This is a genomic window from Natrinema limicola JCM 13563 (assembly GCF_000337475.1).
Classification (GTDB): Archaea; Halobacteriota; Halobacteria; order Halobacteriales; family Natrialbaceae; genus Natrinema; species Natrinema limicola.
In genome coordinates, this window is the sequence record NZ_AOIT01000047.1 from 23343 (window position 1) to 42931 (window position 19589).

A 19589-nucleotide genomic window follows, 5' to 3' on the forward strand; every position below is an offset into this window, starting at 1 on the left:
GGTGGATATACATAACTCCTTGCCAGAAACACGAGACGAAACCAAATCGGTCGTGGTGTGGGCTCATACGGACTACTGTCAGTCATTTCCGGTGCAACCGCAACCCGCACTGCGGTTGCACCGGTAAATCGTTACAGCAGACCGTATCACTCGCGGATCTCGAATCCCCGCTCGCGCAGGAGGTCCGGCACGCGGTCGCGGTGGTCACCTTGCAGTTCGATTCGACCCTCGTCGACCGTCCCACCGGTCCCAAGCGCACTCTTGAGGGCTGATGCGGTCGACTTGAGTTCCGATTGCGGGAGGTCGAACCCCTCGATGATCGTCACCGGCTTGTCGTAGCGTCGTTTCTCGATCCGCAGCGATAACACCTGTTCGGCTGTCTCGAGGTCACCCTGCGTATCCAGTTCCTCGAGCAGGTCCTCGAGGTCGTCTTCGTCTGCCATACAGCCACATGGCTGTGCGCGGGGATAGTCCTGTCCTTGCTGTCGCAACGAGTTAGCGATCGATCGTCGACGATGCGAGCAAGGGTTGTGGCAGGTGTCACAATCGGACGGTTCGCCGTCCATCGGAGCCACTGATACGGACTCCTGTCAGTCAGTGCCGGTGGGACCGCGACCCGTACTGCGGTTGCACCGGGACATCGGGACAGCAGACCGTATGACTACTCCGGTCGCACGACGGCCCTGTAACCAGAGATTCAGTGCAGACGTCCCGAGAGCGTCCCCTCAGACCGACTGTCGAAAGAACGTGAGTCTCACCCCAACCCCCGATAATGTTAATGGTTGTACACGCCAATCCCCTAGATAAGGGGGATCAGAAGATGGGTGTGCTGAGAACACTACGCGGGAAACCCGACGACACGGGGCTGTACGAATGCCGAAACTGCGGGACAAAGCTCGCACCAGACCGTGACCGGTGCTCGAACTGCAACTCACGGGAGATCGCTCACTACGAGTTCTGAGCGGTCCACCCCGCAAACGACGGACGGCAGATCTCAGCCACAGCCATGAGTGGCTGCGATAGACGACCCCGCTGCTCACGGATCACACCACGGTGAGACGTGTTCGCGAGCACCCTCAAAGTCGCGACTTGATCGTCGCGGCGGTCTTCTCGCCGATTCCCTCGACGCTCTGCAGGTCCTCGAGGCTCGCGTCACGGACGTTCTCGACGCTGCCGAATCGCCCGAGCAACCGCTTCCGGGTCTCGGGACCGACCCCCTCGACGTCATCTAATACCGTCTTTACCTCGTCACGAACTGTCTGGTGGTACTGTACCGCAAAGCGATGGGCCTCGTCACGCACACGCTGCAGGAGATGCAGGTGTGGTGCATCACTGGGCCACGCATACTCCCGCTCCCGCGTCACGACGCGTTCTTCGGCTTTCGCCAGCGCGACCGCCGGGACGTCCCAGCCCACCGCAGCGAGTGCGTCGCGGGCGGCCTGGAGTTGGCCCTCGCCGCCGTCGATCAGTAACAGATCGGGGTCGGGCCGGCCGTCGCGATCCTCGACGGCCCGCGTAGCGCGCCACTCGAGTAAGGCGCGCATGTTGTCGTAGTCGTCGTTTTGATCGGTGAGTTTCTTCCGTCGGTACTCGCGTTTCTCGGCGCTGCCGTCGACGAAGGTGATGTTGCTACCGACCGCCGCTGTCCCTTGTGCGTGGCTCACGTCGAACCCTTCGATCCGTCGGGCTGCGTCGAGGTCGAGGGCGTCCGCGAGCATGCCACACTCGTCACGGCGGCCGACGTTGCGCCGAGCGTTTTTCAGGGCGAGGTCGACGAGTTTGGCCTCTCGGCCGGCACCCGGGACGCGAACCGCGACGCCCTCGGTCTCGAGCCAAGCTGTGACCTCCTCGTCGCCGTGGCGTTCGGGCAACAGAAGGGCGTCTGGCAGTTCGCGTTCGGCGTAATACTGAACGATAAAGGCTGCTAGAACGGCTGGAACGCTATCGCCGTCCGCCGACGAACCGGGTGCCTCGAGCGTGTGCCGGTCCCGGTCGACCAGCTTGCCGTCCTCGGCGCGCAGGCGGGCGACAGTGGCGTCGTCACCCTCGATGGCAACGCCAAGGACATCGACGGCTCGCTCGTCGCCGACCGACTGAACCGCCTCGCCGCCCTCGCCGTGGAACGCGTCGACGGTCTCGAGTCGATCCCGCAGGTTCGCCGCGCGCTCGAAGTGCTGGTTCTCGGCAGCGGTTTCCATCTCCCGGCGCAGCGGATCGGCGAGGATGCCAGTCTCGCCCTCGAGGAACCGTTCGACGGCAGTGACGTCCTCACGGTAGCTCGCGAGATCGATCTCGCGGGTACAGGGGGCGGTACACAGCCCCATCTCGTAGTCCAGACACGGCCGGTCGCGACCCGCATACTTGTGGTCCGAACAGCCCCGAATCCCGTAGGTCTCGCGCAGCGCCTTCACGACGGTCTCGACCTGGCGCTTGCTGGTGTAGGGGCCGAAGACGGTCGCGGACTCGTCGGGATCGCGAGTGATCTCGATCCGCGGCGCGTCGTGGTCGGTCACCTGGACCATCGGATACGACTTGTCGTCCTTGAGCCGGACGTTGTAGCGGGGCTGGTGGCGCTTGATCAGGTTCGCCTCGAGCAACAGCGCCTGTGTCTCGGTGTCGGTGACGGCGATCTCGATGTCGTCGGCCCGATCGACCATCCGTCCGATCCGCGCGCTGCGCGGGTCGGCGTAGGACCGCACCCGGTCACGAAGATCGACCGCCTTCCCGACGTACAGCGTCGTCTCACCCTCCCGAAACTGGTAGACGCCGGGCTCTCGCGGCAGCGATCCGGCACGCTCGCGAACCCCATCGGCGTTCATCGGCGGCCCTACGGAGCGTGACGGTTTCAGCCTGACTCCTCGAGGTCGACCCGACCATGCTCGCCGGGGCGTTCCTCACACGCGGGCGTCGAGCCCGATCCCGGCCGAATCGCAGCCTCGAGGGTGATAGCGGGATCGGACTCGAGATCGGACCCGGTGACGGGGATCTCGAGGTCGTCGTCGCCGCTGACGCGCACGACGAGCAGTCGCGCGCGCGAGCGAGCGTAGTAAGCACCGAGCCCGACGGCGACGACGAACGCAGCGACGCCGACGAGGAGGACGCTCCACTCGAGGGCCACGAGTACCGTCTCGATCGCTGTGAGGACGGCTTCGACGAGGCCGACAACGAGGTCGGAGCCGGGCAGAGGGGCGAGTCCGTCGAGGCTGACGGACGGCGCGAACGACGCGAAGTTGACGCTGGTCGCCGTCTCGACCGCGGCGACCCCAGCGAACGCGGCGACGACCCCCGCACAGAGAGCGGCCAGTCGCTGCGACGTCTCGACGGTGACGGTCCCGACGTTCGGTCGATCGACATGGCGAAAGGCCGGGCCAGCAGTGGTGGGAACGAACGCCAGCACGCGCTGGGTCGTGACGACGACCGTCGCGCGCTCGAGGTCGACGCGGCGTTCGACGTGTTCGCCGTCGTAACACAGCTCGTCGACGCGCTCGCGCCACTCGTCTCTGCGTTCGGTTCGGCGTCCGGCCATCGGTGGTCGTCACCCGTCCACCGTCGACCATCAAGTACGTCGGGGCTCGTTCACGCGCATATGGGCGTCATTCGCGCGTGTACGCTCACCGTTCGCATCCGTAGGCAATCCCTTCGGGACGGACAGCGCGAACGCGGTACATTCTCGGTGCTCGACTGCAAACTCGTCGGCTATGAGCGACTCGACGGTGCAGTGCTGGCTGGTCGAACGGGAACTGGGCGACCGCGATTTCGTCACGCTGGTCTATGCGACGCCGGATGGCTCGCGCTATCAGCAGCGCCAGCGGTCCTCGACGGCGTTGCGGACCGGCCCGCAAGTCACCGCAGCGGTCGAGATTCCCGAAGACGAACTCGAGGCGGTGCCCGACGACGAAACCCGCGAGCGCTACGCCACGGAGGCCGAGCGGACTGCAGAGCGGTACGATCCCGACGATCCGATCTGACGCGGGATATCCGTTCACCCCTATATCTGCCGTTGGATCGGCTGATACTGATGAATTCAGCCGTAATTCGAGTGGCACAAACCTTATCGGGCACCGCTCCGACCACACAGCCATGCCCGCTATCACAGTCGACGAGCTGACCAAACGGTTCGGTCAGACCGTCGCACTCGAAGCGCTCTCCTTCCAGGTCGAGGACGGCGAGGTGTTCGGCTTTCTCGGGCCCAACGGGGCCGGCAAGTCGACGACCATCAACGTTCTCCTCGATTTCGTCCGCCCGACGTCGGGGTCGGCCAACGTCCTCGGCATGGACGCCCAGCGACAGAGCCGAGAGATCCGCCGGCGAACCGGCGTGCTCCCCGAAGGCGTCGAGTTGTACGACCGGCTCACCGCCCGCCAGCATCTCGAGTTCGTCATCGACTCGAAAGACGCCGCCGACGACCCCGAAGCGCTGCTCGAGCGCGTCGGCCTGGCCGATGCGATCGACCGGAAAGCCGGCGGCTACTCGAAAGGGATGGCCCAGCGGCTCATGCTCGCGATGGCACTGGTCGGCGAGCCCGACCTGCTGATCTTAGACGAGCCCTCCACCGGCCTCGACCCCAACGGGGCCCGCGAAATGCGCGAGATCGTCCGCGAGGAGAACGAACGGGGCGCGACCGTCTTCTTTTCGAGTCACATCATGGAACAGGTCGAGACGGTCTGTGACCGGGTCGGCATTCTGCGTGATGGCCAGATGGTCGCCGTCGACTCCGTCGAGGGACTGCGCAGCTCCGTCGACGGCGGGACGACGCTACAGGTCACCGTCGATCGGATCGACGATGACGCCCTGCAGGCAGTCCGTTCGCTGCCCGACGTCACCGACGCCACCGTTGAGTCTCAAGCACCGCCGACGGTCGTCGTCACCGTCGACGGCTCGAAGACGGCTGTCCTCTCGGTGCTCGAGGATCGCGGCATCGAGATCAGGGACTTCGAGACGACCGAAGCCTCGCTCGACGATGTCTTCCAGTCGTATACGACCGATACGGAAACGGAGGTGCACGCACAATGAGTGCCGAAACCGGAGCCGGGACGGATGCGACGGACACGGGCAGCTCGCCCGCGAGTTCGATCGACACAGAGAGTGTCCGCGCGGTCGCGAAGAAGGACTTCCAGGATGCGGTTCGCTCGTGGCTGTTCTGGGGACTAAGCGCGTTCTTCTTCACGCTGATGGCCGCTCTTGCCGGATTCCTCTCGTGGGCGAATCCGGACAACTTGACGACGATCAGCTTCATCGCCCTCGTCAGTCAGGTGGGTAAGCTGATCATCCCGCTGATCGCGCTGCTCCTCGGCTGGAAGGCCATCGCCGGCGAGCGCGAAGCGGGTAGCATCAAGATCTTACTGTCGCTGCCTCACTCTCGGAAAGACGTGCTACTGGGCAAGCTGCTCGGTCGGACGGCCGTGCTCTCGCTATCGTTGCTTATCGGCTTCCTTATCGCGATGGTCGCCGTCGTGTTCGCGGTCTCGGAGTTTTCGTTCCCCGCGTACATCGCCTTCCTTGCGATGACGATCGTCTACGGGCTCGCGTACATGAGCATCGCGGTCTCGCTGTCGTCGCTGACCCGATCGACGACGATGGCCGGCGCGGCGATGTTCGGCGTCTTCGTCCTCTTCTACATCGTCTGGAACTCGATCCGGACGGCACTCGGCCTCCTGATGCAACGTGGCTACATCGAGGGCGTCTCCTACACGACGACGAACTTTGCCGGCCAACAGATCGAGACGACCAGACTCCCCGACTGGGCGCTGTTTATCGACATGATCGACCCGGGCAACGCCTACCAGAACACGGTCACGCTGTTCAGTTCCCTCTCGAGTGACCGGATCGGAACGTCGTTCAACGAGGCCGCCTTCCCCGACGGGCTTCCGTTCTTCCTGCAGGACTGGTTCTCCCTGCTGATCCTGCTGTTCTGGATCGTCGTTCCGCTCGCCGTCGCGCTGTATCGGTTCGATCGCGTCGATATCTGAACGCACCGGCCGGCGTCTGCCGCCTCCATCGAGACGTGCGATTCCGGTGTCGGGACACCGTTTATGTCAGCGACCGTGGTATCCGTGGCCGTGACCGACTGCATCTACTACGGCGGCAAAGGCGGCGTCGGCAAAACGACCTGTGCTGCGGCCACCGGACTCTCGCTTGCCGCCGCCGGGCAGCGGACGCTCGTCGTCTCGACCGATCCGGCCCACTCGCTGTCCGACTCGTTCGAGACCGACATCGACTCGGAACCGACCGCACTCGAGCTATCAGGCCCGCTCGAGGCCGAGACACACTCCGAAGGCGAGCTGTGGGGCGTCGAAATCGACCCGGCAACACAACAGGAGCGCTACGAAAAACTGGCGCGTGCGCTTGCGGCCGACCTGCGCAGTGCCGGTATCAGCCTCTCGGATGCGGAGATCGAACGGCTGTTTTCCGGCGGCATGCCGGCCGGCAGCGACGAGATCGCAGCACTCGACTTGCTGGTCGAATACGTCGACTCCGGCGAGTGGGACGTAATCGTCTTCGACACCGCACCGACGGGCCACACACTGCGGCTGTTCGATATGCCCGGTATCATGGGCAACGCCCTCGAGACGGCCCAGTCGCTACGCGGGCAGGCCCGCCGGATCGGCTCGGCCGCCCGCACGGCGATGTTCGGGCCGCTGTCGATGCTCGGCAACCAGGACGACGACGAGAGCCTCGCGTCGTTTCAGGCCCGGCTCGAGCGCGCTCGCGAACTGTTGGTCGATCCCGACCGAACCGAGTTTCGGGTCGTCCTGATACCCGAGCAAATGGCCATCGCGGAGACCGAACGGCTCGTCGCGCGACTTCGCGAGGCCGACGTGCCCGTCGAGCGCCTGATCGTCAACCGGGTGCTCGAGGACCCACACGAGGGCTGTCCGCGCTGTCAGTCCCGACAGGCCCGCCACGAGGACCGACTCGCGGAGATCCACGAGACGTTCCCCGACCTCGAGGTCGTGACGCTGCCGGACCTCGAGGGCGAGGTACACGGGCGGGAGTCGCTGTCGATTATCGCCGAGCGAATGCCGACCTGAGTGGACATCTGACAGGATCGGCCCAGCGCTTATTGTGTTGGTTCGATAACATTCGACCATGGCACTCTCGATCGGTCGGACCTCGTCGCCGGCCATCACGGCGATCGGCATCGTCGTTGCGCTCGTCGCCATCATCGGGACCCAGTATCTCGGCTGGGAGTGGAGCTCAGGACAGTTTGTGCCGATGCTTATCGGCGTTGCCGCCGCCGTGATTGCGGTCGTCGTGGTGCTCACTCGCCGCGGGTGAGGTCCCCCAGTGGTCTGGCTCGAGGCCTGCGTTCTCGAGTGACTACTCGAGGTCGATCCCCCGCTCCGCGAGCAGCGCCCAAAACTCGTCTTCGTTGACGATCGGCACGTCGTTGTCCCGTGCGTCATCCTGTTTCGTCGCGCCCGGATTCTCGCCGGCGACGAGATAATCCGTGTTGCCCGAGACGCTGCTCGTCGCGTTCGCGCCGTGAGATTCAACCGTGTCCTGTGCTTCGCTGCGGGTCACTCCCTCGAGCGAGCCGGTAAAGACGAACGTGAGCCCGTCGAGTTCGTCGCCGCCAGCGCCGGTATCGGCTTCCTGTGGCGAGACGTGCTCGAGGATCTCGTCGACCACGACAGCGTTGGCCTCGCTCGTAACGAAGTCGTGGATCGTCTCGGCGACGGTCTCACCGATCTCCTCGACGTCCTCGAGCCGGTCTGGCTCGGCTTCCGCGGCTGTACGAAACGCCGCGAAGGTGCCGAACTCGCGGGCGAGTTCGCGGGCCGTCGTCGGGCCGACGTGGGGGATGCCAAGCGCCGAGATGAAATCGGCAAGCGGCGGCTCGCGGCTGGCCTCGATTTCCGACAGGAGGTTCGCGGCGCTCGTCTCGCCCCACCCCTCGAGGTCGGTCAGGTCCTCGCGCTCGAGGGCATAGAGGTCGGCAACGGAGTCGAGGAGGCCGGCGTCGACCAGTTGGCGGACGCTCTTCTCGCCCAGCCCCTCGAGGTCGAGGCCGTCGTCGCCCGCGTAGTACTCGATCGACCGACGCAGCTGGGCGTCACAGCCCAGCCCGCCGGTACAGAACGCGATGGGGCCGTCGCGCTCGACGGGGCTGTCACAGACGGGGCAGGTGGCGGGCAGTTCGTAGTGGCCCTCGCTGCCTTTCTCGACGACTTCCTTGACGTAGGGGATCACGTCGCCAGCGCGCTGGACGCGGACGGTATCGCCGACGTTGACGTTCTTTTCGGCGATCTCCGCGGGGTTGTGCAGGCTCGCCCGCGAGACGGTGACGCCGCCGACATCGACCGGCTCGAGCAGGGCGACGGGCGTCAGCCGACCCGTTCGGCCGACCTGAACCGCCACGTCGGCGATGGTCGTCACTTCCGCGCGGGCGGGGAACTTGTAGGCGTACGCCCAGCGGTCGTGACGGGCCGTCCGGCCGAGTTCCTCGCGGGCCTCGCGGTCGTCGACTTTGATCACGACGCCGTCGATCTCGTAGTCTAACTCGTCACGGGCCTCGAGCATGCGGTCGCGGTACTCGATCGCGCCCTCGATATTCTCGACCACCTCGACCCGGTCGTTTACCCGCAGGCCGTAGTCGGGAAACGTCTCGAGTTCGGCCTGATGGCTGTCCGCGAGGTCGCTGGCCTCGAGCACGTCGAAGAAGAAGACCGACAGCGGCCGTTCGGCGACGACCGACGGGTCGAGTTGGCGGATCGTGCCCGCGGTGGCGTTGCGAGGGTTCGCGAAGGGCTCGTCGCCACGCTCGATGCGCTCGCGGTTGTAGTCCTGAAAGGCGTCTTTGGGCATGTAGACCTCGCCTCGCACCGCGAGGAATTCGGGGTAGTCGCCGTGGAGTCGCTGCGGGACGGAGCCGATGGTGCGCGCGTTGGCTGTCACGTCGTCACCCTCGCGGCCGTCTCCACGGGTCACGGCACGCTCGAGCCAGCCGTCCTCGTAGACGAACTCCATGGAGACGCCGTCGAACTTGGGTTCGCAGACGTACTCGACGGTCCCGACTTCGCGTTGGACGCGGTCGGCGAACGCTCGAACGTCCTCGGCCTCACCACTCGCGTCGATCGACAGCATCGGCGCGACGTGTTCGACCGTCTCGAACGCCTCGAGCGGCTCGCCGCCGACGCTGCGGGTCGGGCTATCGGGATGGGCGAGGTCGAATTCGTCCTCGAGGGCTTGCAGACGAGCGAAAAGCGTGTCGTAGGTTCGGTCGGCGATCACCGGCTCGTGTTCGACGTAGTAGCGGCGGTCGTGGACGCGGATGGCCTCGCGAAGTTGCTCGACCTGCTGCTCGGCCTCGGTCTCCGACAGTTCTTCGATCGGCGCGAAATCGGTCGGCGGCTCCCGGAGATAGGGATTGTCCGCGTCCGCGTTCTCGTCGGCGGCTGGCATTGCCCGAGGGTAGCGGCTCGCCCCCGTTAACGGTACTGACAGCGACGCGATCGAGCTATTTCGGCCCAGATTGGGTCGGCGAGCAGCCTCATTTCCACGGGTTTTCGACCAGTTCCGTATGGACGCTGGGACCGACAGCGAGCCGGCAGTCGGCTCGCGGCTCGGCGACACACAACAGGACGTAGCCGTCCGACCGGTGTCGATCCTTCAGCGCTCGCTGGCACCGGCGATACGCAAACGCGTCGTCGACGTCGAGGCCCTGATCGTCGCTCGACTCGCGTCCAGTGGCCTCGAGCAGCCGACCGGTACAGGTCCCGCAGGCACCGGTTCGACAGCCGTAGGGCAGTCCGATCCCCTCGCGTCCGGCCGCTTCGAGGACCGTCTCGTCCTCGCGGACCGTCACCGTCTTCGTCCGGCCGGTCGGCCACTCGAGGCGGACCTCATGGCTCGCCATTGGCGCAGTCACTGCCAGACGTCGCTCGTGCAGTCGCCGTCGGGCCAGCGGATCTCGTGGGCGCGGGCCGGGCCCGCCGGGCAGTCGCCCCAGTCGACGAGGAAGTCTTCGTCGAGTTCGAGAGTGCCTGTTCGGGGATCGACATCGGCTTTCAACATTACCGAGCCACGTTCGGCCTCCTCGGGATAGAACTGATCGTCCCACGAGGAGAACAGCGACGTGGTCCAGTAGAGCCGTTCGCCATCCAGCGAGAGCTGGAGCATCTGCGGGCCAGCGACGATTTCCCGCCCCTGGACTTCGCGGACGTCGCCGAAGGTACCGCCGACCGACAGCGAGTCGGCCCGTCGCGGGTTCGACGGGTCCGAGATGTCGTACATCCAGACCTCGCCGTGGAGCCAGTTCGAGCCGAACAGGTAGCGATCGTCCATCGAGATCAGGATGTCGGTCGTCAGCCCGGGAACGGGCATGTCCCAGTCTGGATGCTCGCGGGCCTCGAAGTCGATCGCCTTCTCGGCGCGGTACTCGCCAGCCTCCTCGTCGCGCCAGAAGTGGAACATGTTCGACGAGAGCGCGGTCCCGACGAAGCCGTGCGTCGATTCGGGCGTATGGAGGAATCGTACCTCGAGTGGAATCTGGCCGTCCTCGCCGAGGTCGATCGTCTGCTCGACAGTGCCGTTTTCCCAGTCCCAGAAGTGGATCTTCTGACCGTACTTGCCCTCCTCGACGTCCTCTAAGTCGAAGCCCGGATAGTAGGTCTTCGGCGCGGCCCACTCGGTCGAGACCATCACGTTCTGGCGTGGCTGATACCAGTAGTCGTAGTTCATCTCGATCTCGCCCGGGGGCTCCCACCGACCCTCGATCTCGAAGTCTTCGTTGAGCTCGAGGAAGCCGCCGGGAAGGTCGCCGTCGGCATCACCGAGCATGCTGATCAAGATTTGTCCGTCCGGAACGCAGTGGACCGTGTGCGGTGCCGAGAGGTCGTACTCGAAGACCTCCTCGGGTTCGATCACTTTGATCAGTTCGGGATTCCGGCGATCTGCGGCGTCGATCACGTGGAGCCGCGACGAACGTTGGCCGGGAACGATCAGGTGTTGGCGCTCGAGGCCTTCCATGTGACACGACGACGAACAAGCGTTCCACCCGAAGTGGTGGAGTTCGTCACCGCGGTTGGGCATCTCGACGCGATCGACGATTTCGCAGTACGTGTCCGATTCGGGATCGAGGTCGACGACCGCCACGAAGTCCGGCGCGTCGACGTCAGTGCCGACGTAGAGACTCATCACGTAGGCCAGTTTCTCCCGTCCGCCCTCCTCGATGGCAGCCTGTGGCGTTGTATAGCCCGGCCCCTCGTGGTGATGGGCGTGGTCATGATCCGACTCCGCGCCACCGCCTGTGCTAGCATCACTCATAGAGTCCTGGACTACGAACAGGTAGATAAGTCTGTTCGAGAGTTACAGCAGCCGAACTAAGCCAACCAGTTACTTTCAACCTCGAGGACACGTCGCCAAATGAGACCCAGTACTTTACCCTTCAGAGCCACTACGACCGACTAGATGGGACAGGGAACGGAGTTCGGACTGGTCGACGTAGACGAAGCCGAGACCCCAGGCGACGAGTGGGAAGAGATCGACGTCTCGGATACCGAAGCGGATCGGATCGCCCGCAAGCGCGACCGGGAATTCGAGCAGTTCGAGGAGCGCATCAAAGACGCCGACCAGTTCAAAGTCGAACAGTCGGTGTTCGACGACGCGACCTTCGCGGCGCTGTACAAACTGGTCCAGGACGGCTACGTCGAGGCCTTCGGCGGGCCGCTCTCGACTGGCAAGGAGGCGAACGTCTATCACGCGTTGGGCGACGACCGCGAGGTCGCGGTCAAGATCTACCGGATCAACGCCTCGAACTTCCGGCAGATGCGCGACTACCTCGAGGGCGACCCGCGCTTCGAAGGACTGGGCGGCCAGAAGAAAGACGTCGTCCTCGCGTGGACGAAAAAGGAACTTGCAAACCTCCGGCGAGCGCAAGCGGCCGGGGTGCGGGTGCCCGAACCGATCGCGACCGAGCGCAACGTCCTCGTCATGGAGTACATCGGCACCGAGGACGGTCGCGCGAAACGCCTCGGCGAGGTCCACATCGAGAACCCCCAGACCGCCTACGAGGTCATGCGCGAGTATATGCGTCGGCTCTACTCGGCGGGCCTGATCCACGGCGACCTGAGCGAGTACAACGTCGTCTTCGACGAGGATGAGGGTCAACTGGTGCTCATCGACCTCGGGCAGGCCGTCACCGTCCACCACCCCAACAGCCGCGAGTTCTTGGAGCGCGATTGCCGGAACGTCGCCTCGTTTTTCTCCCGGCAGGGACTGGACGTGACCGACGACGAGTTGCTCGAGTTCGTCACGAGTCCGGAGCCGGACCCGTCTCGAGACTGAGACGGACTCCTGTCAGCCAGGTTCGAAATCCTCTTTATTGTCGGCCCGAAATATAGTCGTACTGATGTCCGCTCTCGGCTGGCAGTGGCGATGGCACGCGCCCTCGAGAGCGGACAGTGTCGTCGCGGCGGGCGACGCGGCCTAACCCGGCGGCTGCGGCGGCGATCGCTCCCTCTGCTCGTTTTCGCTGGAACCGACTGCCAGCTGTTGCCGTCGCCATCCACTGTGAATGTCACCCACTGACCACACCGAAACCGATACCGACGCGACCGAGACACGGACCGCCACTGCCACTGACGACTTCACCGTTACCCCGTATGCCGTCGAAGGCGAGATCGACTACGAGAAGCTCATCGACCGGTTCGGGGCTGATCGGCTCACAGATGAACAGGTCGCTCGCTTTCCCGATCACCCGCTGCTCCGTCGTCGCACGTTCTATGCGGGTCGGGACGTGGATTCCTATCTCGAGGCTGCCGAAGCCGATGCGCCGCACGCGATCGTCACCGGACGAGGACCGTCGGGGACGATGCATCTCGGTCACGTTCTTCCGCTGTATCTCGCCAAGCGGCTCCAGCAAGAGACGGGAGCAACGGTCTACATCCCGCTTTCTGATGACGAAAAGTTCCTCGCGAAAGCACAGTCCTTCGCAGAAATCGGACACCATACTCGCGAGAACCTCCGCGATATTCTCGCCGTCGGCTTCGATCCCGACAGGACGAGACTCATCATCGATACCGTCGATGCAGACGTGATCTACCCCCTCGCTGTGCGACTCGCAACGTATCTCACGCCGGCCACCGTCGAGGCCGTCTACGGCGAGCAAGACACCGTCGGCCTCCAGTTCTATCCTGCCGTCCAGGCGACACACCTCCTGCTTCCGCAACTCGTCGGCGGCCGACAGCCGACGCTCGTCCCCATCGCCGTCGATCAGGATCCACACGTTCGCGTCTGTCGCGATATCGCCGCGAAGGAGGCACTCCCCGTCGAGAAACCCGGAGCCCTCCTCGGCCGATTCCTTCCGAGTCTCGAGGGACCAGGAAAGATGAGTTCCTCCGCCGATGCCCCCTCGATCGAGCTCGCTGCTGCTCCGGAAACGGTCGCCGAGACGATCCGGACGCACGCCTACACCGGCGGCCGGGCAACCATCGAGGAACATCGCGAGAGGGGTGGCGATCCGTCCGTCGACGTTCCCTTCCAGTATCTCCGCTTTTTCTTCGAGCCCGACGACGCCGAACTCGAGCGTATTGCGGCCGACTATCGGTCGGGCGACCTGCTCAGTGGCGAACTGAAAGAAATCGCGATCGATCGAATCACCACGTTTCTCGCGGCACACCAGCGCCGGCGCGCTGTGCTGGGCGAGCTAGCGACTGAAATCCAGCCGTATCGACTCACCGACGCGGAACGACAGCAAGCACTCGAGCGAGCCGGCGTCCCATCGGTACTCGAGTAGCTTTGCCATTGGCTACCGCCAGTTTACCGCCAGAGACGCCTGCGTGTGGTCGAGACGAACAGTCTTACAGTCTTCAACGTTCGCGGACCAAGGTCTTAACCTCACCCAGCCAGTAACAGACTGTATGCAGCACGTGAAGATTCCGCAGGACCGCATCGGCGTTCTTATTGGCGAAGGAGGCGAGACGATGCGCGAGATTGAGGCGGAAGCGGAAGTACGACTCGACATCGACTCGGAGAACGGCTCCGTCGCTGTCGAGACCGTCGGCGATCCCGTGCTCGGCCTCAAAGGTCCCGATATCGTTCGTGCGATCGGCCGCGGCTTTGCACCCGAGGACGCCCTACGGCTCCTCGAGGACGACATGATGTTATTCGACGTCGTCGATATCGACGCCGCCTCGCGCAACAAAAACGACATGAAACGCAAGAAGGGCCGGCTCATCGGCGAGGGTGGCCGAACCCGCGAACTGATGGAAGAACTGACCGGTGCCGACGTCGTCATCTACGGCTCGACACTCGGGATCATCGGTGCCCCACAGGAAGTCGACGCCGTCCGCAGCGCTGCCGAAATGCTGCTCGACGGCGCGCCCCACGGCGCAGTCTACTCCTTCCTCGAGGAGAAACACAACGAGATGAAACATCAGGGACTGGAATACCACCGGTTCCCCGGTGGCCAGTCCTGATTTCCCCTTCCCACCCGTTTTCGGTGGCCATTCGGGCTGGTGACACGTGACCGGCTAGTCGTCTTCCACCGCTTCTGACTGGGACTCGAGTCGCCAGCGACGCGTCATACGGTCTGCTATCACTGATTACCGGCGCACCCGCAGGACAGGTCGCGGGTGCGCCGGAACTGACTGATCGGAGTCCGTATCAGTCGAGCGGTCGTTCTCGAGAAATAGCGGTATAAATACCCGACAACCAGTAATTCGAAAACGACAGACGAAGGGGTGATTGAGAGTTCCTATTTAGCAGGTAGCAAAAGGTTTATATAGAATAGCAAACAATCGTTCGGGTGACTATGGCTCAACAGCAGATGGGCAACCAGCCCCTCATCGTACTTTCGGAGGACAGCCAGCGCACCTCCGGCGAGGACGCACAGTCCATGAACGTCCAGGCCGGGAAAGCCGTCGCCGAATCGGTTCGGACGACGCTCGGCCCGAAGGGGATGGACAAAATGCTCGTCGACTCCTCGGGCAACGTCATCGTCACCAACGACGGTGTCACCCTGCTCTCGGAGATGGAGATCGACCATCCCGCGGCCGACATGATCGTCGAAGTCGCCGAGACACAGGAGGAAGAGGTCGGTGACGGCACGACGAGTGCCGTTGTCATCTCCGGCGAACTCCTCAGTCAGGCCGAGGACCTCCTCGACCAGGACATTCACGCGACCACCCTCGCGCAGGGGTATCGAGAGGCTGCCGAGGAAGCGATTGACGCGCTCGAAGAGATCGCCATCGACGTCGACGAGGACGACACCGAGGTCTTAGAGCAGATCGCCGCGACGGCGATGACTGGCAAGGGTGCCGAAAGCGCCAAAGACCTCCTCTCGGAGCTCGTCGTCGATGCCGTCCGCGCGGTCGCTGACGACGACGGCGTCGACACGGACAACATCAAAGTCGAGAAGGTCGTCGGCGGCTCGATCGAGAACTCCGAGCTCGTCGAGGGCGTCATCGTCGACAAGGAGCGCGTCTCCGAGAACATGCCCTACTTCGCCGAGGACGCCAACGTCGCGATCGTCGACGGCGACTTAGAGATCAAAGAGACCGAGATCGACGCCGAGGTCAACGTCACCGACCCCGACCAGCTCGAGCAGTTCCTCGAACAGGAAGAGGCCCAGCTCCGCGAGATGGCCGAGCAGGTCGCCGACGCCGGTGCCGACGTCGTCTTCGTCGACGGCGGTATCGACGACATGGCCCAGCACTACCTCGCCAAAGAGGGCATCATCGCCGTCCGCCGCGTCAAATCCAGCGATCAGAGCCAGCTCGCCCGCGCGACCGGCGCGACGCCCGTCTCGAGCGTCGACGACCTGACCGCCGAGGACCTCGGCTTCGCTGGCAGCGTCGCCCAGAAGGAGATCGCTGGCGACCAGCGCATCTTCGTCGAGGACGTCGACGACGCCCAGGCTGTCACCCTCATCCTCCGCGGTGGCACCGAACACGTCATCGACGAGATCGACCGCGCCATCGAGGACTCCCTCGGTGTGGTGCGTACGACCATCGAGGACGGCAAAGTCCTCGCCGGCGGCGGCGCACCCGAAATCGAGCTCTCGCTTGCCCTGCGTGACTACGCCGACTCCGTCGGCGGCCGCGAGCAGCTCGCCGTCGAAGCCTTCGCCGACGCACTCGAGGTCATCCCGCGCACGCTGGCCGAGAACGCTGGGCTGGACCCCATCGACTCGCTGGTCGAACTGCGCAGCGCCCACGACGGCGGCGACACCGGTGCCGGCCTCGACGCCTACACCGGCGACACCATCGACATGGACGCCGAAGGCGTCTACGAGCCGCTGCGCGTGAAGACCCAGGCCATCGAATCCGCCACTGAGGCGGCCGTCATGCTGCTGCGCATCGACGACGTCATCGCCGCTGGCGACCTCGCCGTCTCCCACGACGACGACGAGGACGACGAGATGCCGCCGGGCGGCGGTGGCATGGGCGGCATGGGCGGTATGGGCGGTGGCATGGGCGGCATGATGTGAAACTAAATTTTGCTCTGCGGGCCGCCGAAGGCGGCCCTCGGCAAAATTTAGTATAAAAGCCTCCTCGCTCCCGTTGGTCGCTCGTCGGCCCGAGCGCGGAGCGCTCGGCGAACGGCGTCGCTTACGGGCTTCGCCCGTTCGCGAACTTCGTGGTTCTCGCCCTCGGGGCTCCGAACCACGCACCGCTCGGGTTCTTCGAACCGCTCACTCGCCGACAGTGGGTCCAAGCCTAGCCGCTCGCGATGGGAGCTAGTACCGCTTGCATCACCGTCTCTCTCGTTTTGAGTAGCCCCATCTTTCGTTGTCAGTTCGTCGTCATTCCGTATTCAATTCTCCCATCCAATTCCTCAGAACTTAGAGCAGCCGACCGTTCGTCAACACTCCACACGAAACAATCATGTATTTTTCACTACAAGTGGAGAGAGTGACGAACAATACCGGCAGAAAACGCGATGTCGCGGAGTCCTTCAGCGGCGCGACGGACGGCTATCTGGAAGGAAACGTCCTCAAGCAAGGCGCAGACCTCGAGCAACTCATCGACTGGTGCAGTGACGCGACGTGTGCGCTGGACGTGGCGACTGGCGCAGGTCACGTCGCCGGCTCGCTCGCCGACGCTGGTGTCTCGAGGGTCGTCGCGTCGGACCTCTCGCCGGCAATGGTCCAGACGGCGACGACCGAGTACTGTGGACTCGAGGGCGTGGCGGTCGACGCCGAACGGCTCCCGTTTCCCGCGGATCAGTTCGACGCGGTCTCCTGTCGGTTCGCTGCCCACCACTTTCCCGATCCTGAGGCGTTCCTTGCGGAAGTCGAGCGTGTCCTCGAACCGGGCGGCGTATTCGCGTTCGAGGATCTCTGCGTGCCAGCCGATCCCGACCTGGCGGCCTACGTCAATCGGATCGAGCGACTGCGCGACTCGAGCCATGTCGAGACCTACTCCCGAGCGCAGTGGCTCGACTGGCTCGAGGCGACGGGGTTGACGGTCGACACGGTCTATGAGACGAGCCGAGAACTCGAGGTCGACGCCTGGCTCGATCGGATGGCCGTCCCCGAGAGAGACCGCCAGCGGATTCGATCGTTGCTATCCGACGCGCCGGCAGACCTCGCGGAGGCGTTCGAGTTCACGTACGAGGGCGACGGCGACCGGCTCGCGTCGTATCGGACCGGCATCGTGTTGCTCCACGCGACGGTCTGACAACACGCCGTGGTGCATGCTGTCGGTAGCTACTGGCGACATATAAGTAGTCACCACCAATAGTCACCAATATGAACACGCTGATTCTGGACAGCGACGATGTCAACGAGTACGCACGACTCGCCGACGTCATCGACGCCGTCGAAGGTGCCTTCGGGGCCTTCGAGCGCGGCGACACACAGATGCCCGCGAAGTCCTATATCGACCTTCCACAGTACAACGGCGACTTCCGGTCGATGCCCGCCTACCTCGATACCGGCGAGTGGGACGCCGCGGGACTCAAGTGGGTCAACGTCCACCCCGACAATCCCGCGGATCACGACCTGCCGACAGTCCTGGGAACGATGATCTACTCCGACCCCGAGACCGCCTTCCCGCTTGCGATCATGGACGGGACGACACTCACCATGAAACGCACCGGCGCGGCGGCGGCCGTCGCCACGGACTATCTCGCCGTCGAGGATGCCTCGAGTCTCGGGCTCGTCGGGGCCGGCGTCCAGTCCTATATGCAACTCGAGGCGATCAGCGAGGTCCGACCGATCGAGGAAGTCGTCGTCTCGGACCCCGACGAAGAGCGCGTCGAGCAGTTCGTCGAGACCTACGACGACCAGTTCGACGTCCGCGATGGCTCGATTGCAGAAGCCGGGAGCTGTGACGTGCTCTCGACGGTAACGCCAGTCGAGGACCCGATCGTGAGCCTCGAGGACGTCGGCGAACACACCCACATCAACGCCATCGGGGCCGACGCCGAGGGGAAACACGAACTGGCCGACGCGGTGCTCGAGGCGGCTCGGATCGTCATCGACGACCACGAGCAGTGTACCCACTCGGGTGAGATCAACGTCCCCTACGGCGAGGGGGTGCTGACGGACGCAGATATCTACGGCGAGATCGGCGAACTCGTCGTCGGGGCGAAAGACGGACGGAGCGACGAGACAGGCATCACGGTCTTCGACTCGACCGGACTCGCGATCCAGGACGTGGCGGCCGCGCACGTGGTCTACGAGCAGGCGTCGGCCGATGGGGCGGGCTACGGGCTCGATCTGGTCGGTGTCGACGGGTAAGAAGCAGGCCGTCAGCGACCGCGTAGCAGCCACGGAATCGACCCAGTCATCGACACGCCATCAACGTAGTGGACGACGGGCTCGCCAGTCGGTGACGGCAGGCCATCGGCCTCGAACATCGTGTTTTCGTAGATCGTCACCGTGGCAGGCTGGAGCGGCCACGGATCGTGTGCGATGTCGCCGGTCACGATGCCGCGTGCGGTCGGCGCATAGAACCGGCGGCGAGCAGTGAGCCAGTACTCGAGCGTGTCCGGCGAAGCAGGAGAGGCCGCTCCAGTCGGGCGGTAGGTCGCGGCGAAGCGGGCGGGTGTATCATGCCCTGTTTTCCGCCGCCGGCTCCGAAAGGCCACGCGGTTTTCGTCGGTCGCACCGACCCGCATGGCCGCGCCGTAGACGGGCAACCCAGTCGTTCGGCCGATAGTCGTCGCGATCAGCGATCGCCCGATATCGATGCTAAAGAAAAACAGGCCGGACGTGCCCCGATATCGGACGTAGGTCCGGACGGTGAGTTCGCCGAAGGCGAGTCGTGCGATCGAGGGCGTTCCGCGGAGGCCGACGTTCGTGAGGACGAACGGGAGTACGCTTACCCAGGCGCGGCCGTCCCACGTCTCGAGTGCCAACTGGCTGGGAACGTGTGGTCGAAGTTCGTCCGGGTCGACCGGCCAGTGGGCGAACAACCCATTGCGAAGGGTCCTCGTGGTGACGTGTGGTGCGTTCAGTGACGACCCGCCTGTGAGCGGCCATCGAAACGGCGCTGTGCGTTGTTCGGTCATCCTCAGAACTAACCGGTGCTGTCACGCCTCTACAGCAGGCCAGCGTATAAACTAGATACTCTGTTGTCAGGTCCGATGATGGTTCGGGTGTCGCCGCTGTCGGTGTGGCCGGTCAGACAGACTGCTGT

The 19589-nt window shown here is 64.4% G+C and carries 19 protein-coding genes; 11 read left to right on the forward strand and 8 right to left on the reverse strand.

Annotated features, from left to right (window positions below; genetic code table 11):
- Positions 1 to 146: 146 nt before the first annotated feature.
- From C476_RS11630 to C476_RS11640, 3 genes are all read right to left on the reverse strand, one after another.
- Positions 147 to 443: an SUI1 family translation initiation factor gene (locus C476_RS11630; protein ID WP_008013139.1), complete on the reverse strand. Its 297-nt coding sequence runs from the start codon at positions 441 to 443 to the stop codon at positions 147 to 149.
- Positions 444 to 1076: 633 nt separating this feature from the next.
- Positions 1077 to 2819, reverse strand: coding sequence for an excinuclease ABC subunit C (locus C476_RS11635; protein WP_008013145.1), 1743 nt, complete (start codon positions 2817 to 2819; stop codon positions 1077 to 1079).
- 26 nt (positions 2820 to 2845) lie between these two features.
- Positions 2846 to 3526: a hypothetical protein gene (locus C476_RS11640; protein WP_008013147.1), complete on the reverse strand. Its 681-nt coding sequence runs from the start codon at positions 3524 to 3526 to the stop codon at positions 2846 to 2848.
- 172 nt (positions 3527 to 3698) lie between these two features.
- Between C476_RS11640 and C476_RS11645 the strand changes: the two genes are divergently transcribed.
- From C476_RS11645 to C476_RS11665, 5 genes are all read left to right on the forward strand, one after another.
- Positions 3699 to 3968 carry a hypothetical protein gene (locus tag C476_RS11645; RefSeq protein ID WP_008013149.1) on the forward strand — a complete coding sequence of 90 codons (270 nt, stop codon included), beginning with the start codon at positions 3699 to 3701 and terminating at the stop codon, positions 3966 to 3968.
- Positions 3969 to 4080: 112 nt separating this feature from the next.
- Positions 4081 to 5013, forward strand: a complete 933-nt coding sequence (locus tag C476_RS11650) for an ABC transporter ATP-binding protein (protein ID WP_008013150.1) — start codon at positions 4081 to 4083, stop codon at positions 5011 to 5013.
- A complete protein-coding gene (locus C476_RS11655; RefSeq protein WP_008013152.1) occupies positions 5010 to 5969 on the forward strand; it encodes an ABC transporter permease in 960 nt (319 codons plus the stop codon). The genes C476_RS11650 and C476_RS11655 overlap by 4 nt, the downstream gene beginning before the upstream one ends.
- A gap of 90 nt (positions 5970 to 6059) precedes the next feature.
- The gene (locus C476_RS11660; RefSeq protein ID WP_049911791.1) at positions 6060 to 7031 is read left to right on the forward strand and encodes an ArsA family ATPase; all 972 of its coding nucleotides are present in this window, start codon (positions 6060 to 6062) and stop codon (positions 7029 to 7031) included.
- A 58-nt stretch (positions 7032 to 7089) separates the two neighbouring features.
- Positions 7090 to 7278: a hypothetical protein gene (locus tag C476_RS11665; RefSeq protein ID WP_008013157.1), complete on the forward strand. Its 189-nt coding sequence runs from the start codon at positions 7090 to 7092 to the stop codon at positions 7276 to 7278.
- 42 nt (positions 7279 to 7320) lie between these two features.
- Here the strand turns inward: C476_RS11665 and ligA are convergent, their stop codons facing one another.
- The 3 genes from ligA to C476_RS11680 all read right to left on the reverse strand — a co-directional run bounded on the left by ligA (position 7321) and on the right by C476_RS11680 (position 11268).
- Complete coding sequence (gene ligA, locus C476_RS11670) at positions 7321 to 9405, reverse strand: NAD-dependent DNA ligase LigA (protein WP_008013158.1); 2085 nt, start codon at positions 9403 to 9405, stop codon at positions 7321 to 7323.
- 88 nt (positions 9406 to 9493) lie between these two features.
- A complete protein-coding gene (locus C476_RS11675) occupies positions 9494 to 9859 on the reverse strand; it encodes a 2Fe-2S iron-sulfur cluster-binding protein (RefSeq protein ID WP_008013159.1) in 366 nt (121 codons plus the stop codon).
- A gap of 8 nt (positions 9860 to 9867) precedes the next feature.
- The gene (locus C476_RS11680; protein WP_008013161.1) at positions 9868 to 11268 is read right to left on the reverse strand and encodes a selenium-binding protein SBP56-related protein; all 1401 of its coding nucleotides are present in this window, start codon (positions 11266 to 11268) and stop codon (positions 9868 to 9870) included.
- 144 nt (positions 11269 to 11412) lie between these two features.
- Between C476_RS11680 and rio1 the strand changes: the two genes are divergently transcribed.
- Positions 11413 to 12288: a serine/threonine-protein kinase Rio1 gene (rio1, locus tag C476_RS11685; protein ID WP_008013163.1), complete on the forward strand. Its 876-nt coding sequence runs from the start codon at positions 11413 to 11415 to the stop codon at positions 12286 to 12288.
- Positions 12289 to 12322: 34 nt separating this feature from the next.
- Here rio1 and C476_RS11690 read toward each other — a convergent pair whose 3' ends face one another.
- Positions 12323 to 12508, reverse strand: coding sequence for a hypothetical protein (locus C476_RS11690; protein ID WP_049911781.1), 186 nt, complete (start codon positions 12506 to 12508; stop codon positions 12323 to 12325).
- 9 nt (positions 12509 to 12517) lie between these two features.
- Here C476_RS11690 and C476_RS11695 point away from each other — a divergent pair, with 9 nt between their 5' ends.
- The 5 genes from C476_RS11695 (at position 12518) to C476_RS11715 (ending at position 18688) form a co-directional block, all read left to right on the forward strand.
- Entirely contained in the window at positions 12518 to 13738 is a 1221-nt protein-coding gene (locus C476_RS11695; RefSeq protein WP_008013164.1) for a tryptophan--tRNA ligase, read from the forward strand.
- A gap of 124 nt (positions 13739 to 13862) precedes the next feature.
- Positions 13863 to 14420, forward strand: a complete 558-nt coding sequence (locus C476_RS11700) for a KH domain-containing protein (protein WP_008013166.1) — start codon at positions 13863 to 13865, stop codon at positions 14418 to 14420.
- A 350-nt stretch (positions 14421 to 14770) separates the two neighbouring features.
- Positions 14771 to 16432: a thermosome subunit alpha gene (thsA, locus tag C476_RS11705; protein WP_008013167.1), complete on the forward strand. Its 1662-nt coding sequence runs from the start codon at positions 14771 to 14773 to the stop codon at positions 16430 to 16432.
- Between the two features lie 424 nt (positions 16433 to 16856).
- Positions 16857 to 17624 carry a class I SAM-dependent methyltransferase gene (locus C476_RS11710; protein WP_008013169.1) on the forward strand — a complete coding sequence of 256 codons (768 nt, stop codon included), beginning with the start codon at positions 16857 to 16859 and terminating at the stop codon, positions 17622 to 17624.
- Positions 17625 to 17695: 71 nt separating this feature from the next.
- On the forward strand, positions 17696 to 18688 hold the full coding sequence (locus tag C476_RS11715; protein ID WP_008013170.1) for an alanine dehydrogenase: 993 nt from the start codon (positions 17696 to 17698) through the stop codon (positions 18686 to 18688).
- A gap of 11 nt (positions 18689 to 18699) precedes the next feature.
- On the opposite strand, the gene C476_RS11720 is transcribed toward C476_RS11715, so the two are convergent.
- Positions 18700 to 19461 carry a YqjF family protein gene (locus C476_RS11720; protein ID WP_008013172.1) on the reverse strand — a complete coding sequence of 254 codons (762 nt, stop codon included), beginning with the start codon at positions 19459 to 19461 and terminating at the stop codon, positions 18700 to 18702.
- Between the last annotated feature and the right edge of the window lie 128 nt (positions 19462 to 19589).